Below are 16508 nucleotides of genomic sequence, written 5' to 3' on the forward strand. Positions count from 1 at the left end.
GAGCGAGTAATTACTTAAGTCGATCCAGGAGCAGGGTTAGTATTTGTTGCTGAGTTTGTGATACTTGCTCAAACTTTTGATTGACCTGCACAAAACCTTCTCGCATTTCTGTTCGTAGCTCATCGATTTGGTTTTGCTGTTGCTCAAATCGATGATCAATCTGAACTTGTTGTTGGTCGAATCGCTGATCCATCTGAGCCTGTTGTTGGTCGAATCGTTCATCAACTCGCACAAATCGCTGGTCTACTTGATCAAACCGTTCATCCACCAGTACAAATCGATGATCGACTTGATCGAAACGTTCGCCCACTCGTACAAATCGATGGTCGACCTGGTCAAATCGTTCATTAACTTGGGTAAAGCGGAGATCAACATTTTCAAATCGCTGACGCATTTCAATCGTCAAATCAGCGACTCCTCGGGCAGCGATTTCTGCATTGGCATCAGCCCGAGTGGCTATGACAAGAATCTGTCCATTTGATTCGATCAGACGGTCAGTTTTCTGTGCTACATCAGCTAATACAGGTTCGATTTGATCTAAACCGGTCCGGCGTTCCGGTTTATCAGGAGTCATGCGGTGGTATAAATTTCTTGTAAATAAACGAAATTTTCATTAATAACTACAAGGGTGAGTTTTTCTCTAATTTAAGCGTGTCCCAACTCATTAGCAATGTCTGCTCTGGATTGCTGTACGACGTCATCAGGTGTTCGTCCGGCAGGCTCTATGGGCGAGAGCACCGTCCACGACATTTTTGAAAATGAGGTAAGCGGGAATAATCCTTTTGGGTTGAAATGCCCCGTTCCCCGAATGGCAATAGGGACGACGAGCGCGTTAGGCGCCCGTTTTAACAAAGTAGCTACCCCGCCGGTTACAAATGGACGCATTTCGCCGGTTGCAGATCGGGTTCGGGTGCCTTCGGGAAAAATAACGGCCGATAAATTGTTCTGTTGAATAAGCTTTCCCAATCGAGCAATCTCAACAATCGCCTGCTTGGGGTCTTTGCGATCAATAAGGGCAGCCCCGCTTTTGCGCAGGTTGTACGACACACCCGGTATGCCATGTGCCAGTTCGACTTTGGATACAAAGGTGGGTGTGTGTCGACGCATAAACCAGATAATGGGCGAAATGTCGAACATACTCTGGTGGTTGGCTATGAAAATAATGGGCCGGTCGGTGGGTATGCTGGTTTGCTGTTTAAAGCCAATGGTGCTGCCGGTGAGGTACCAACCGTACGCGATACAGGCGTTCATCCAATCGACCGTTTTTTTGTGGGCAGGGCGACCAAATAAATTAAAGGCAACGGCTTGAGCCACATGGAAAATACATAGTACTAACCCAAAATAAATCAGGTAAACGCAGCTTAAGAGGTAATCAAGAAGTTTTTTCATACAGGCGACAAGTGTCGGCAGGGCAACTAGTTTATCCCAAAATTAAGCATGAGTCGCTTATAGTCGGAAGAAAAACGAAAGCGAACCTAAAACATCGACTCTTTTAGCCGAACTTTGTAGTCACTAAGGTAAATTGAACCGTTTCGTTGTTACTTGTTATATGATTTTATCTGGCACACGTTTGGATGTTATGCGATTCGTCGGCGAAAAGATCGACGCTTCTGTTGATGAATTTCTTAAGCCTGTTGAAACCAATTGGCAACCGTCTGATCTACTGCCCGATTCGACCAAGGAATCATTTCTGGACGATGTGAAATTACTGCGGGAAAGCACCCGCGAACTTTCGTACGATTACGTAGCCGTACTTGTTGGCGACACCATTACCGAAGAAGCGCTGCCTACCTATGAGTCGTGGCTGATGGATATGGAAGGCATACAACAGGGCGAACCCGGTGGCTGGACGCGCTGGATTCGTAGCTGGACTGCCGAAGAAAATCGGCACGGCGACTTACTTAATAAATTCCTGTATCTATCGGGCCGGGTCAACATGCGGGCGATGGAAGTATCTACCCAATACCTGATTGCCGATGGTTTCGACATTGGAACGGGTAAAGATCCGTATCGCAATTTCGTTTACACCTCGTTTCAGGAGCTGGCAACCAACGTATCGCACCGCCGGACGGCTACGTTAGCCAAACAGGCCGGTTGTAATCAGTTATCGAAAATTTGCGGGGTGATTGCTTCCGATGAGATGCGCCACGCCAAAGCCTATAAAGATTTTGTACGGCAGATTTTTGAAGTCGATCCTTCTGAAATGATGCTGGCGTTTGAGGATATGATGCGGAAGAAAATTGTGATGCCCGCTCACTTCCTGCGTGAATCAGGGGTTAAAATTGGGCAGACGTTCAGCCATTTTTCGGATGCCGCACAGAGACTGGGCGTTTACACAACCTACGACTATATTGAGATTGCTGAATCGTTACTGGTTGATTGGAAAATCGATACGATTACTGACCTTAACGATGCCGGTCAGCGCGCGCGCGATTATGTAATGGCTCTGCCCGCTCGTCTGCGTCGGATTGCCGATCGGACCAAGGTGCCTACCCTCGAGTACCCATTTAGCTGGATTGCGGGATAGCATGAACCAGTTCGTTATCGGCATAGGCTGGCGTATTCTTGGCATTATTATCCTGACCAGTGCCATAACGTACTTCTGGTTGCAGGAGGTTAATGGTCTGATGTTGTTTCCATTAGCCATACTTCACGTCGTGATAACGGTCAATCTGTACCGTTATGTGACCAGCCTTAACCGTAAACTGACCCGGTTTCTGGAATCGGTGCGCTATTCCGATTTTGCCGTTTCGTTTCGGGCCGATAACAACCTGGGACCTTCCTTTTACGAACTGAACGATCAGTTCAACGAAGTGCTGGATGCATTCAGACAGGCACGGGCCGAAAAAGAAGCCAACCTCCACTATGTCAACACGATTGTTCAGCACGTTAGCGTTGGCCTGCTGACTTTTGATGTTAGCGGACAAGTGGAGCTGGTTAATCAGGCTGCCCTTCGGTTATTGGGTATTTATCGATTACGGACCCTCAACGACCTGAACGCGACTCATCCCGAACTAAGTGAATTGCTGCTCTCGGCGAAAGCGTCGCCTACACCGGTTTCGTATCAGACGGGTGCCGATGGCGAATTGTCGGTGCGTTGTACGGCAGTGCGGTTGCGGGGACGACTGGTTACGGTGGTCTCGTTGCAAAACATCCGTTCGGAATTACAACAACGTGAACTCGATGCCTGGCAGAACCTGACCAAGGTGTTGCGGCACGAGATCATGAACTCCATCACCCCAATTGTATCGTTGGCGGGCACTATGCGCGACATTGTCGAGACCGATTTGTTGCCGTTTGCTTTACCAAGCGATAACGAGTTCAATGCGATCCCCTCGGTGGTTGGCGAGTCAATCAATGACCTGCGCGATGCACTGACAACCATTGAGCAACGGGGGGCGGGTATCATGCAATTTGTGGACGCCTATCGGAATTTTACCACCATTCCACAACCCATTTTTGCCGATGTGCCTGTTGAGCCGCTCTTACGAACGGTTGTGCAGTTGACCCAGGCTAATGCTCCTCAGTGTCAGATTGCGTTTACGGTTGGATCACCCAATCTGGCGATTCGGGCCGATGCTTCCCAAATTGAAATGGTGCTCCTGAATCTGGTAAAAAATGCCGTAGAGAGCGTTGAGAAAGGTATTATCCCCATTATCAACATCAGTGCGGAATCGTTAGGGCCGCACGTAGTCATTCGCGTGACGGACAATGGGCCGGGTATTGAACCTGAAGCACTGGAGCAGATCTTTATTCCGTTCTACACCACCAAGAAAACCGGCTCCGGTATTGGTTTGAGCTTGTCCCGCCAGATCATGCAGCTCCACAACGGCCAACTCACCGCCGATTCCCGCTCTGGCGCAGGGAGTACGTTTAACCTGACGTTTTGATCGTTTTAACCTCTGACTGCGTTCAGGTTCCAAATTGGGGTTAAACGACTATGTACTAACCAAGAGGTGAAAATAAGTCTGCATAACATTCTGTTTTTCAATTGATTATGTTGTGTTTGCTAAAATGCCGCATTGAAAGCTGAATCGATTCAGCTTTCAATGCGGCATTTTAATTGGCCTTATCTGGATATTTTGTCTAGTTAATTTGTAGTTTTTTTTTGTTAAAAGTAGATAAACGGAAAAAGATTACGTTCTTGTGTATGTAGTTTTAGCTGATCGATTGAGCATGAGCAGTTGCAAGCGTAAAGCTGAAAGCATGATACAGATAACGATACGAGATGAGAGTATGATGGGTAAAGTTTCCAATGAATTTTTGTTGGAAACAGGTAGTCCGAACATTACTGTCCAGGAGCTAATCCGATTACGAATTTATTATGAAGTTGCAGAGCACAATCGGAAAAGACCAGACTATTTTAAGGGACTAGTTCAACCTACTGAAGCAGAAACGATTTTGAACGGTCATAAACTGGCTGAACGAAAATTAGTTGATGCTGAAAAACAATACTATCTCGCCTTAGAAGCTTTTAAAACCAATGGTTTCTTTTTGTTGGTTGACCACCACCAATTTACAGAATTGGAAGAACAACTTGAGCTAGCGCCGTCTTCAACCGTTTCATTTATTAAACTAATTCCGCTGATAGGAGGATGAGTATTATTGATATAAATTTAGTCACTACCCCATTTTTTGAAAAACTGCTAAACGATAAACGGTTTTGGATGGGAAATTTCACAAATTCCGAAAGCGAAAAGCAAAGTTTTGATGAAAATTACATTAAAGATATTGCCCAAGAATTACTGACACTGGCTAAAGTTCCTTTTGAAAAAATTGAAACCCAAAAGCTTGAGCAAGCGGGCTACTCATATAGTTCCAGTATGACAGTTACGATTCATTGTTTGGATCAAATTTGGGAATCGCAACCAATCGAGTATAATGAAAATAAATTTGGCCAATTCGCACACTTTATACTAATCGCTTTAGTCAACCAGGTTCTTGAGGTATATTCACATCCTAACCGTTTTTTTTGCACAAACAATACTTTCTGGGGCGATGATGGAAGCAAATATGAATTTTTAATACAATTTATCTGGGCTGAGTTATGTCTGATGAAGCAGGTAGTGCAACAATTAGAATCACTTGATTTGCCTAATGAGTTATTAAAAAGTGGTAGACCTTATTTTGTAAATAGCTACCTGCGAATTTCAAACGAAACTTACTCACAACAGGAAACGGAACGACTTGGCTATCAGTTTTCTCCTGTTCTTCCTAAGGATACGCCCAACGTTGACTTTGTTGAATGCTCCGCATCGGATTTGGCAGATTTTGGGCAGTTTCTAAAAAAACAGCATATCGACCATTTTTATTTGTGGCATGACGATGAGAAGAATTATCAGTTTATAGGTGAACTATTAGCTGCTCACTTGGCAGGGAAAGCGACTAGTATTGCTAAAAAGGAAGATGCTATAGAAATCAATTTCGACAGCCGTCAGGTCTTGATTCCAACCTATATAAATGAAGGAGATTATAAAAAAAACAATACTGTTGGGGTTGTTAAAATACTAAATTCATTGTTAGCTGAATATGGTTCAACAAAACGTATTTATGCTTGCTGTTACGACTACCGGCCAAAAGAAGAAGCTCAAAATTACTTTGTTTGTGACATTTCCATTGGAACTCAAATTTTCGAATTACTCCATGAAATAAAAGAAATACCAGCCGCTAATTTCTCGCGCTTGGATGTATATCTACTGTGTGAAAATCAGGAAGATCTATCAGCAGGCATAAGCAATAATGCTAGAAAGAAGCTTTTGGGTATTGAAATTCCTAATGGCACGGAATGGGAGGATTTATTTACGCTATTCCTCACATTAGATAGCCACAAAACCATGCCTGGTTCTAAATGGTATAAATCGTTGCGTGAATTGATTGATCGGATTGGTGAAGAAACCTATACCAATCTATCAATTGCCTGGATCAGGAAACTCCTTGAAAAAGCAGCAGAAAGTCTCCAAAATAACCCCTGGAAAGAGAAGCGTTTAAAAGAATATGGGTCCCTTCTGGCAGGCCCCATAGCCGAGAACCTTAAGGACGCATCCAGTCCAGAATGGGTACGAAACGTGTACGGGGCAAACTACCGCAACAAGGCAAACATTGCGACTCAAAATGGCTACTATTTTTATTATACGTTGGGAGGTAGAATTCTGAGAGGCATTCTTCACTCGGCTGTTGTGGTTCAGGATAAACAGTTAATTAAACTGGTAGATGAGTTTGGGATAAAAAATCCTACAGAGTGTGTGGATGTCATTCATATCTATACACAACTGCCTACCCAAATCGGAATTCCTAAATTAACTCGGTTACGTTCAAAAATTAAAAACAAGAATATTCAGAGCAGGCTGGAAACGGCCTTGAAGAAAATTGGGGAGAAACTCAACCTGACCCCAGATCAGGTTGAGGAAATGTGTGTGTCCGATTATGGTCTCAACCAGAACCATGAATTGATGCAGGAAATAGGCGATTTTACCGCGAAATTTTCCATAGAAACCTATAAAAAAACGGCATTAATCTGGGTCGGACCCAATGAGAGAATACAGGCATCGGTTCCGGCAACCTTGAAGGGTGAATTCGCTAATGATCTAAAACGATTTAAAGCAACTACTAAAGAAATAGCGGGTTTACTAGCTGCCCAAAAAGACCGGATTGAAGGGTTTTACCTGAAAAATCGTACCTGGGCCTATCAGACCTGGTTTGATCTCTATATTACTCATCCGTTAGTTGGTGTTCTGGGTAAAGAATTGATCTGGCATTTTGATAATGGTTTGCAAAAAGGCCAGGGTATTTGGAATAATAATCAGTTTGTTGACGTACACCGACAGCCCTTGACCTGGCTTGACGAAAAGACAAACGTGCAGCTTTGGCACCCAATTGGTTTTAATGCCGAATACATACTCAACTGGCGCACCTATATGATCGCCAACCAGATTGTGCAACCTTTCAAACAAGCCTTTCGGGAGGTGTATATCATTACCGATGCAGAATTGGCAACCTATAGTTATTCGAATCGGTTTGCAGGCCACATTCTAAATCGAGATCACTTTGGGGCGTTGTGTAAAGCCAGAAATTGGACACCCAATGCAATGGCTACTAACCAGCCCACAAAGCGAGTGCCTGCCTGGGAACTCATGGTAGAGTATCTGGTAGATGAAGCCTGGCTAGGACAGCGTAGTAATTTTCACGGCTCGGCCCATCTCACAACCGATCAGGTTCGTTTTTATCGTTGTAAACAACCTATCAATCTGGATAGTGTGCCAGCCGTTGTTTTTTCTGAGTTGATGCGGGATGTTGATCTGTTTGTGGGCGTAACGAGTATTGCCAACGATCCTAACTGGCAGGACCGTGGCGATGGCTCTGTCAGGACGTATTGGAACAACGCTGCATTCGGGGATTTGTCTGAATCCTCAGGGATTCGGAGGCAGGTATTGAAAAACTTGATTTCCAGACTGAAAATAGCGTCGAAATGTAGTTTCAGTGGTAATTTTTTAGTGGTGTCTGGTCAAGTTAGAACTTATAAAATCCACATGGGTAGTGGTAATATTTTAATGGAGCCCAATGACCAGTACTTATGCATTGTGCCAGATGGCACCAAACTCAGACCCGCTGAGAAACTCTATTTGCCATTTGAGGGCGACCAAATGCTTTCAATGATTGTAAGTAAAGCAATGCTTCTGGCCAACGATGAGAAAATAACGGATTCAACCATTCTTCGTCAGATTAGATCCTGATATGCTTCATCCTTATTTTTCGGCTCGACTGCCTGCCATTCGAGCCGTTTGTCAGGCACATGGAGTAAATAAACTCTATGCGTTTGGCTCTATTGTCGATGGCCGTTTTATAGAAGGTAAGAGTGATATTGATCTATTTGTGGAATTACGCACAAACTCGCCTGAAATAAAAGCTAGAACCTTGCTACTATTATGGATTGATCTTCAACGTATTCTAAACTGCGATGTAGACTTACTAACCAGTAAATGTATAAGAGGTAAATATTTTCAGAAATATCTCAAATTATATAAAGTTTTGGTATTCGATTATGAAGTTGCACGTTAAGATACTATACCAGATCGATTTACGGAGACGAGTGTTGTTGAGTTGCTTATTGATTTTGGCGAAAGTTTAGATCCGATAAGCTCCGGAGAAAACTATTTTACAATTGCCCACTCGTTAGAGTCAGTATTGAACCGCTCTGTTGATTTAGCAACCGAGCGCTCCCTCAAAAATCCTTATTTCATAACGGTACTGGAGCAGACAAAAACGGTAATTTATGAATGATGATGTTCGTAAATGGCTAGTAGATATTCTGGACGCGATTAGAGGTATTCGCATAAATAGGATTCGACAACGCGAATAACTCCGCTTGGACTTCACAAAGTGTACGGGCTTTCTTATCTTTAAAATCGTTTGCTACCCAACTGCCTATCCATGTGAATTACCCACGCTACCAGTCCTTCTTCAACGCCGACTGGACACCCATTCCAATTAAAGTGCTTCGGAGTCGGAACCCGGCTTTGGTGCTGTGTTTTTTGCAGGAAGCCTTCAAAGCGGATAACTATTCACCCGCACTGACCAACGAACGACTGGTGGGTAATCTGGCCGATTTTCTGGAAATATGGGGTGACGCTGATGACGATAGCCTGATCAGCGTGATGATGAGTTACGATGAAAAAGCCACCAAACTTATCAAGGATTGGGTACGTGAAGGCTACCTGACGCTCTACACCAACGATCAGGGCGACGACCTGCACTCGCTCACGCCCGATATGGAAACGGTGCTCGGCTGGGTAGCATCGCTTATGCAAAAAAGAAGTTTCGTCGGTACTGAATCCCGCTTTTTAGATATTGTCCAGAAACTGCGCGAACTGGTACCGAATACAGCCGATTGCCCTGCCCACCAAGTTCATTGAAAGCAACCGACCTATTCTGCGCACGTTGCTAGACTACCTGATACCGGAGCATCTGAACGCCGACGAAACGGATTTCTACAAACGCTTTCACCTGTACGTAGAGGAGCCGATGGTTAAAATTCGGTTTCTGGATGCATCGTTACGTGTACACCCTACGTTATCGCACATCAGCGTGTGGTTGAGCGAATTTCGCACGTTGCATCTGGGTGGAAGCCGCGTATTCATCGTCGAAAACCTGACCACCTTTCTGACCTTCCCGACCTTCCCCGACAGCATCGCCATCTGGGGTGGTGGTTTCGCCGTTACATTGCTGGGCGGCACCGACTGGCTTCACGACAAACAACTCTACTATTGGGGAGACCTGGACGCCCACGGTTTTCAGATACTGGACCAGTGCCGCAAACTATTCCCCAACACCCAATCTCTGCTTATGGACCGAGCTACGTTCGATGCACATAAGCATCTCATTACCACAGGTGAAACAACACCCGTAATGGAGTTGCCGTATCTGACGGAGGAAGAACAATCCCTGTTTCAGCTACTTAACCAAAACGGCTGGCGTGTGGAGCAGGAGAGGTTGGGGGAAGGGTGGGTGCAAAAAAATAGCAGAAATATTTCTCTGATTAAGTAGGGATGTTCAATTAGAAGGTCTATTTTCTATTAGAGATCATCTCGACAATATCATTTCCTTCTTCTTCAATCCACTTGTCAGTTTGAATGAGCTGATTTATTAATGATTGGGCTTCTGGGGAGAAATCTAAAGGAGGCAAACCCGATAGTGGTTTGTTAAAATCCCACTGACTGCTATGATGTTCTGTCTTTGTATTGTATCGTTGAGCATCGGGGCGGGGCAGTAATAGATGAATCTTATAGCCGCCCAGAATCTTCTTAATTCGCGAGTAAAAATGCAACCCGTGGTGATCCCAATCGCAGGAGTAAAAGAGGGGGAGATTTAGCTGCCGTGTTCCAAGTCGTTCTAGTGGTTTTGTATTGCCACCACCTACGTACCATAGTTCAATATCATTTTCAAGGGCTTTGCGTGGAAGCTTGAGCATATTCAAGTTCTCGCATAAAACAACGTACTTGGCTGTTGGACAATCAACAACGAATCGCCATTGGTTATCCTTAGGGTCATCGTCGGGGAATCCTTCTTTTTCGCGGCCAAGTAATTGCAGCACTGCTTTTTTTAGTGATGGATGTGTGACAAAATATTTTGATTCTCTTTCTTCATTAATCGCCTTCTTAAAAACTTCCTTCAGAAAAGTGCGTTCAGTGGTGAGGCCCTTTAGGATTTCGGCGCGGTTATTATAGACAAAAATTAGTGTAGCAATGTCATCCTCCTCATAGTCTTGTAAGGCTGTATGTGGAAGCAGACTTAGGTCAAAAAAATCTTTAAAATCACGATACTTGTCTGCGTACCAACGCTCATAATAGGTATCAAACTTATCGGTTGGCAGCCAGACAGGCGTTTTCTGCCCTCCTAACTTCCGTCGAATCATTCGATTATGTTCAATAAAGTTAGTATTAATGAAAGGGTCGCGATGAAGTGCAGCAGTTGATTTTCGGCCCTCATAAAGATCGTGCAACCGTTTAAGGCTCCCCCAGTTAATTTTTCGCATTGTAGCGATATGTTAATAAATGAGCATCTTTAGCGCTTAAGACTCCGAATGGCGGATAATTAATTGCTTCGTCGGTGCTACGGTCCTTATGAAGCATGTAAACGTGTTGGTCGATTTCTTGGTAGCGACCAATTGGTCCGATCGACATCGAGATTAATTGATAATCATAACGGCGAGCAATATCTGCCAACATAGTAAAGTTGGAGCCAAGCCCTTCAGCTTCGTCGATTGGCATGATACGTAGACCTGGAGCAGGACTATCAGGAGAGCCTGCTTCTATGATTGATAATCGGGCTATATTGAGCAACGCTAATGCCGCGTAGGTTTGACCTGTACTGCCTTTGTTGGGTAGACCGCTTTCATAATACATACCAAACGATAGTTCATAGTAAGCGAATGGGTCAAGAATCATTTTAATATCAAGGTTCTTATCATTATTTGCCTGTCTGAATGCCGTCCTAATGAGCTCTCTTACATCCATTTTGTCGCGCAACGTGTCAACGTCAATAGAATCGCTACGTCGAAATAAAGGCGTGTCAAGATGATCAATTAGGTCGGCAAATGCCGTAATCCAATCTACGGTAAGTTCACCTCGTCGCCAGTCGAGCCTTACGTTACAGTTATTTGTGATAGGTATATTTTGGTTTCTGAAAAACTTTTGAATATCACTTTGTACTCGCTGATGAGTTCCAATAATTTGACCTAATTGAGCAACTACTTCTCCGGCTCTCCGAATGATAGAATCAGCAATCTGCCTGGCTTGATTATTAATTCGAGTGAGCTCAGTACCAATAGCTGTTATTACTTCATCGGCTGACTGAACCGTTTGCCGCAACGAAGGCGGCAAAACTTCATAAGCTAACGTCATAAATTTGTATTCTGGATCGTCAACGAGGTATTTCTGTTCTCGCAGATAGTATTTAGCTAATCGGTCGTACTCATCCTTGTAAAGTGCCCAAGCGGTGTCGGCTGTCCTGCAAAATTCATCCAATTGTTGTTGAGTGAATTGTCTCAAATCGGCCGGGAGTTTGTCATAGATAGCTAAGTAGGCTATTTCTGCTTTCCTTTGCTGTTGTTCGGCTTGTACTAATGAAGCTAGGCTTTGAGACCAAATATCAATCCTAATTTGATTCTTATTTTTTACTGTTAGATCCTCAAGTAAGGCTTTGAGGTTTGAATCAACATCAGGCTTTGCAAGGAGTTGATCGGTATAAAGGGTAAATTCAGGCCGGTTAGGTAGCAATTGGTTGAGTGTATTAATGTAGTCTTCCGATGGCGACCATTTGTTCAGTAAAAGATAGATTGACTCTAGCCAAGCAGCCTGATTACTCGTTTCTGTAAATGCTTCGTAAGAGATTTTAACTTCATTATCTGTCTTCTCTATATCGGTCTTGATTGTTTTAGCAGATGTACGATAATGATTTATTAATTTCTGAAAATCTCCCGACGTAATCTCCCATTCAGAATTGAACTTAAATTGCTCAACTTGAGTACGCTCTGTATACGCTGTTAGCAGACTGTTCAGATTAGATACATTTTCTAAAAACGTTCGAAGTGATATATGATTTTCACGTTTTTCTATAATCTTTTTTATCTCATTTTTTAAATTACCACTCCAACGTTGGAGCTTCTCTCGTAAGATATGCTTATCTTCAGTATTAAATAATGGATCTTGTATCTGTCGAATTTGTTCCCAAACCCCTGACAAGTTGGCCCAATACGTTTTAGGTAAATCTTCATCACCGGTCATCGATAACTTACCAAATAAAGCTTCCGCAGAGGGAACAAAGCGATTGTCGGTTCCAGAAGCAGGCTTCTTAGTTGGCAGTTGTTGAAAGTGCCGTAGTGCACTTTCTTCTTCTAAAGTTAGTGAACGATCTAAATGAGATGCCCAGTAGCCAAGAGAAGTTGGATCATCCAAATTAGTAAGAAGTATTAATTGCTCCTTTTCTTTGATTTGAGCATTCAGTTCTTCCAATATCTGTTGATACTCTATTAAGCCTGTTTCGTATCCTTTAGCCCAAGCGGAATCTTGAAAATCTTTCGTTAGATTGGCTTCCGAAAGTATATTCAGTAGCTCAGTAATGCTTTGGCGTTGCGCCTGTCTTTTCTGGTCAGTATTGAATTTATCAGTAAGTTGGTCGAGTGTCGCAGTAAGACTAATAGCATCTAGCCACTTTTGAACGGTGTCTGTTGCTTGCTTAGTTTTCTTTAGATCATTTTGTCTTAGGATTGCAGCATCATAAACCGCTTTAGCCTTTGCTGCCGCATCTGGTAACGTCTCCTGAAAAGAATTCACTAGTGGGCGTATTACCGCTAAACGAGCAAAATCTGTGCTCAGGCGTTGACACATATCGGTGACGCACTGTTGGCATTGAGCCAATAGTTGGCAGGCAAAGTGATAGTTCGCCTTTCCCCAGACAGCTTTGGCTTGCTTCTGTTCATTGTCTTTTTGTAATAGGGCTTTGAAATCTGCTTGCTGTTGCTTAAAATCTTCGATAGCCTTCAGATTATGTCCGTGTGATTGAATGTTCTTCTCAATATTGCGCTGGACAGTTTCTAACTGACTAAGCAACCTGTCACGTTCATTACGACCAAATAGGAATTGTTGAAGTGCAGTTGATTTATGCGCTTCGATTTTATGACCACGTGCAAATGAGCGGATAATAGTGGCGTAGTCTTTCAGTGCTTGCTGACCGGCGGTTGGCTTGAGCGGTAATAAATGGTTAGCTATAAGTAGTTCATGAAATTCTGTGAAGTGCTCATAAGGACGTAGCGTCACGCCTTGCTCAAATAAATGCATACTTAGATGTTCTAAAGGCAGTATAGCATTATCATCTAGCCGTATTAGTTGGCTTGAACTAAGTGGAGAGGCAAGCGGATTTAATGAATTTCCTGAAAATACATCACCCGCTTGTGCAACGAATGCTCGAGTACGTTGGTTGCCAGTCTGTAGAGCTGTACCCACAACAATATACTGCGTAGGAGCAATCTCTATATTCAAAAATGCGTACCCAATACCGCTTTTATCAGTTGTTGCTAGCACCATGCCGTCTGGAGTTCGCTTATCAGTTCCTGTTACTTCAGTAGCTGATTCGAACTTATCAGAACCCACTAAAATTAGTTGAAGCAGATCGGCAATCATGCTTTTACCTGCTGCACTATCACCAATAAAGTCTGTTCGGAATGGATGAAATAAATATTCGTATTCACCGTGATGAATTAGTCCCACTGTGCAGAGACTGTAGATACGAGGGAAATTCTTCATGGTTTTAAATAATTGTCTATGTTTTGAATGTGAGGTGCGTAAGCATCCGTTAGGCGACTGAATGCAGGTAATGTTTCGAATGTATCGCCATCGTAATCTACCCATTTTAATTGCCTGAATCGTTCAAACGCCGATTTGACAGCACTATCAACAGTGCTGTTATCTTCTGGATTATCGGTTTGACGTGGAGAGCGGGCGATTAACCGATTCAAATGGATGCGTAAGTCAGGGTAGTTTTCTCGAAGAATCCGTTTAAACTCTGTGATAGATCGGAGTTCAATATTTCTATCAAGTACCATAACTTTGTGTAGTAGAAAACCGATTAGTAACAGGTGATTCTCCAGCCGTTCGTAATGGTCGCCCAGATTGCCACGATGGTCAGCCATGAAATCAAGAAAATAATAGCTCTCGCCACCTTGAGTGCGTCGTTGAAGTTTTACTCGCAAATACTTTTCGTAGTAAGCCCGCAACGAATCTTCGTTTTCATCATTTGACAAAAACCGGAAAAGATCAGGGTCTGTACGACGTTGAATATGGACACCATCGCGCAAGGCGTAGTCTAACTTGGCGAAGAGATATTCGGCGTCATCGTCGAGGGTAAATCGGAGTTCTTTCGGTAAACTTGCATGTTCCATAAAAGAAGGTCGGGATAGGAGAGTTGCTGAGATGGTGGTTGAATGTCCAATTGCCAATCAGTATGACCACTGTATTGACGTAATACAAGATAACAAAACCGTAGTGCGATGTCGAACCGTTGTGGATCGTTGTTAAAAACACGAGGAAAATAATCGCTTAGTGCCAAGGCCCCCCTCTTTTCTAATTCCGCATGAAATTGGTCAAGCCACATTTGAGCTTTATCCTGCCGCCGAGCAGATTCAGTGGCTACTTGAAATGCTTCCTGTCTTGCAGTCTCATCGATCATCCTACGAATGCGTGGCTGAGGTGGTGCAGGAAACAATTCCCGATTCACGTCAAAGTACCATATCTGGGGCTTATGAATGCGCCAAGTGAATGATGAGATTTGGGTAGGCAATACCACTTTATTATTAGTAACTACACTGTTGTCCAACATATAGCGGATAAACTGCTCGGTTCTCGCTCGGAAGTTGGCTTGCTGGAAAACGCCAAAAAGCTGTTGTATTTTTGGCTGAATTCGGTCTAAACGTTCTCTGATGGCATCAAGTAAACGGCGAAGCTCAACGAAAAAGGTAATGGCTCGTTCCAGCTCAGGCAGGTCTTCATCAGGTGCTTCAAATTGATAGTCAGTCAGTAAACCACGGATAAACCTAGTATCACGATAAGCTGCGTTAAGTTGACCATATTCAAAAATCAATTGATCTAGCCTTTCTGATACAGAACGTAGCATTTGTAACACCTCTTCGTCGTCGAGACGCTGAAGTCCCAAATCTTTGACTAGTTCACTAATTTTCTCATCAAGTAAGTCAAGCTGCCGTCGAAGTTTGGAATGATTGACTTCAAAAATATCGGTATACCAACTTTTAAAAGTTTTGTCGACGATGCTAGTCTTTAAACTCTTCAGCAAGGTGGTGCATAGTTGCTCTACTTGGGTTGGTTTAAACCGGCCTTCAAGCAGTGTATAAACCAGATTACCGAATTTATGAGCAAAGTCGCGGAGATGATATTCTTGATTTACTGAATCATAGGACAAAAAATAGTGCTTTAGCCATTCAATATCGTTCTGAGCATGTTCATGGGGTTTCCGTTCTTTAACTGGATTAATTTCCCAATATATAGCTTCAATGTCAGTGTGTTTGAAGAAAGTGCCTAGTGTGTTGTTTTTTATACGATCGTATAGTCCCAGTACAACCATGCCTAACTTACGGTCAGGAATTACTTCATCATACCGATTCGGCTTATTAATCTCATCCCAAAAAACAAATTTTGGTTCCATTTAATAACTGGTTGGATAGTAATGAATCATATCATACATCAGTTTAGCAAGTTGAATATTTTAAAGAATAAATAAAAATTTCTTGTAAGCCATAGCTTTTATGCCTTTATAGTTGGAGGGAAGGCTGATTTTAATGGCTACTGCATCGCTCTATCAGATCAATCCAGATAGAAACGTACCCTGGAATGGGTTGTCAGACCTGCTAATCCCCCCGATTGTATCGTAAAGTTGCTGTTTTCGAACAGTTAGGCTATGCGAAAAAGGCCTTAGGGCGCTTGCAGGGACGGAGTGTGGCTATTCCTAATCGGGCGCCTTTGCTTCGGCATCGTAATCAATAATAAACCACTCATGGTATAGCGTGGTCAGGTAAAAGCCTTCTGGTTGGAGGTCACCAATGGCGATAAATCCGGCTCCGAACAGACTATCGTCGTAGGTAGTGTCTTTGAGGTAGACAACCAACTTGGCGTGGTCTTCGCTCCGAAAGTGATGCAGAAAGGTGATATTCGGATGGTGGCTTCGGCTGATGGGTAAAAGTATCCAATAAGCGCCTATCGACATGAACTGTGGACGAGCGGCAACCGGGTCGAAGTTGGGTTCCCAGCGGAAAATCATATCGTCTGGCGAGTACGTTTTAAACTTCCACGCCCACGTTTCAGGGCCTTCGTGTTTCTCAATAATCCGATCCCAACGACTGCCCTTTATTCGGTCGAGTGTCTCGGGCGATAAATCTTCTACACGCATAATTTTTTACTATTTCTTCGTGTCCTAAACCGATGTTTACGTAAATGCTTCAGGGCTAG

The 16508-nt window shown here is 43.4% G+C and carries 14 protein-coding genes; 7 read left to right on the forward strand and 7 right to left on the reverse strand.

The features are described 5' to 3' along the window. Positions 1-10: 10 nt before the first annotated feature. Together H3H32_RS35920 and H3H32_RS35925 are read right to left on the reverse strand one after the other, a co-directional pair. Entirely contained in the window at positions 11-574 is a 564-nt protein-coding gene (locus H3H32_RS35920; protein WP_182460484.1) for a tol-pal system YbgF family protein, read from the reverse strand. A gap of 71 nt (positions 575-645) precedes the next feature. Then, on the reverse strand, positions 646-1389 hold the full coding sequence (locus H3H32_RS35925; protein WP_182460485.1) for a lysophospholipid acyltransferase family protein: 744 nt from the start codon (positions 1387-1389) through the stop codon (positions 646-648). A gap of 160 nt (positions 1390-1549) precedes the next feature. Between H3H32_RS35925 and H3H32_RS35930 the strand changes: the two genes are divergently transcribed. The 7 genes from H3H32_RS35930 to H3H32_RS35960 all read left to right on the forward strand — a co-directional run bounded on the left by H3H32_RS35930 (position 1550) and on the right by H3H32_RS35960 (position 9540). Then, positions 1550-2527, forward strand: coding sequence for an acyl-ACP desaturase (locus H3H32_RS35930; RefSeq protein WP_182460486.1), 978 nt, complete (start codon positions 1550-1552; stop codon positions 2525-2527). Between the two features lies 1 nt (position 2528). Beyond that, positions 2529-3890, forward strand: coding sequence for a sensor histidine kinase (locus H3H32_RS35935; RefSeq protein ID WP_182460487.1), 1362 nt, complete (start codon positions 2529-2531; stop codon positions 3888-3890). A gap of 316 nt (positions 3891-4206) precedes the next feature. Beyond that, on the forward strand, positions 4207-4599 hold the full coding sequence (locus H3H32_RS35940; protein WP_182460488.1) for a hypothetical protein: 393 nt from the start codon (positions 4207-4209) through the stop codon (positions 4597-4599). A 455-nt stretch (positions 4600-5054) separates the two neighbouring features. Continuing rightward, complete coding sequence (locus H3H32_RS35945) at positions 5055-7730, forward strand: DUF4132 domain-containing protein (protein WP_182460489.1); 2676 nt, start codon at positions 5055-5057, stop codon at positions 7728-7730. Position 7731: 1 nt separating this feature from the next. Continuing rightward, positions 7732-8055 carry a nucleotidyltransferase family protein gene (locus H3H32_RS35950; protein WP_182460490.1) on the forward strand — a complete coding sequence of 108 codons (324 nt, stop codon included), beginning with the start codon at positions 7732-7734 and terminating at the stop codon, positions 8053-8055. A 374-nt stretch (positions 8056-8429) separates the two neighbouring features. Beyond that, entirely contained in the window at positions 8430-8909 is a 480-nt protein-coding gene (locus tag H3H32_RS35955) for a DUF3375 family protein (protein WP_182460491.1), read from the forward strand. Further along, positions 8845-9540 carry a DUF2220 domain-containing protein gene (locus H3H32_RS35960; protein ID WP_182460492.1) on the forward strand — a complete coding sequence of 232 codons (696 nt, stop codon included), beginning with the start codon at positions 8845-8847 and terminating at the stop codon, positions 9538-9540. Before H3H32_RS35955 ends, H3H32_RS35960 begins: the two co-directional genes overlap by 65 nt. 19 nt (positions 9541-9559) lie before the next feature. Here the strand turns inward: H3H32_RS35960 and H3H32_RS35965 are convergent, their stop codons facing one another. The 5 genes from H3H32_RS35965 to H3H32_RS35985 all read right to left on the reverse strand — a co-directional run bounded on the left by H3H32_RS35965 (position 9560) and on the right by H3H32_RS35985 (position 16449). Continuing rightward, positions 9560-10528 (reverse strand): hypothetical protein, encoded by a 969-nt coding sequence (locus H3H32_RS35965; protein ID WP_182460493.1) that lies wholly within the window; start codon positions 10526-10528, stop codon positions 9560-9562. Continuing rightward, positions 10515-13796 (reverse strand): hypothetical protein, encoded by a 3282-nt coding sequence (locus H3H32_RS35970; protein WP_182460494.1) that lies wholly within the window; start codon positions 13794-13796, stop codon positions 10515-10517. Before H3H32_RS35970 ends, H3H32_RS35965 begins: the two co-directional genes overlap by 14 nt. Further along, positions 13793-14431 (reverse strand): condensin complex protein MksE, encoded by a 639-nt coding sequence (locus H3H32_RS35975; protein WP_182460495.1) that lies wholly within the window; start codon positions 14429-14431, stop codon positions 13793-13795. Before H3H32_RS35975 ends, H3H32_RS35970 begins: the two co-directional genes overlap by 4 nt. Next, a complete protein-coding gene (locus tag H3H32_RS35980; protein ID WP_182460496.1) occupies positions 14356-15708 on the reverse strand; it encodes a hypothetical protein in 1353 nt (450 codons plus the stop codon). Before H3H32_RS35980 ends, H3H32_RS35975 begins: the two co-directional genes overlap by 76 nt. 300 nt (positions 15709-16008) lie before the next feature. Further along, positions 16009-16449, reverse strand: coding sequence for a hypothetical protein (locus tag H3H32_RS35985; RefSeq protein ID WP_182460497.1), 441 nt, complete (start codon positions 16447-16449; stop codon positions 16009-16011). Positions 16450-16508: the final 59 nt, after the last annotated feature.

It is taken from the genome of Spirosoma foliorum, from assembly GCF_014117325.1.
In the GTDB taxonomy this organism is placed as follows: domain Bacteria; phylum Bacteroidota; class Bacteroidia; order Cytophagales; family Spirosomataceae; genus Spirosoma; species Spirosoma foliorum.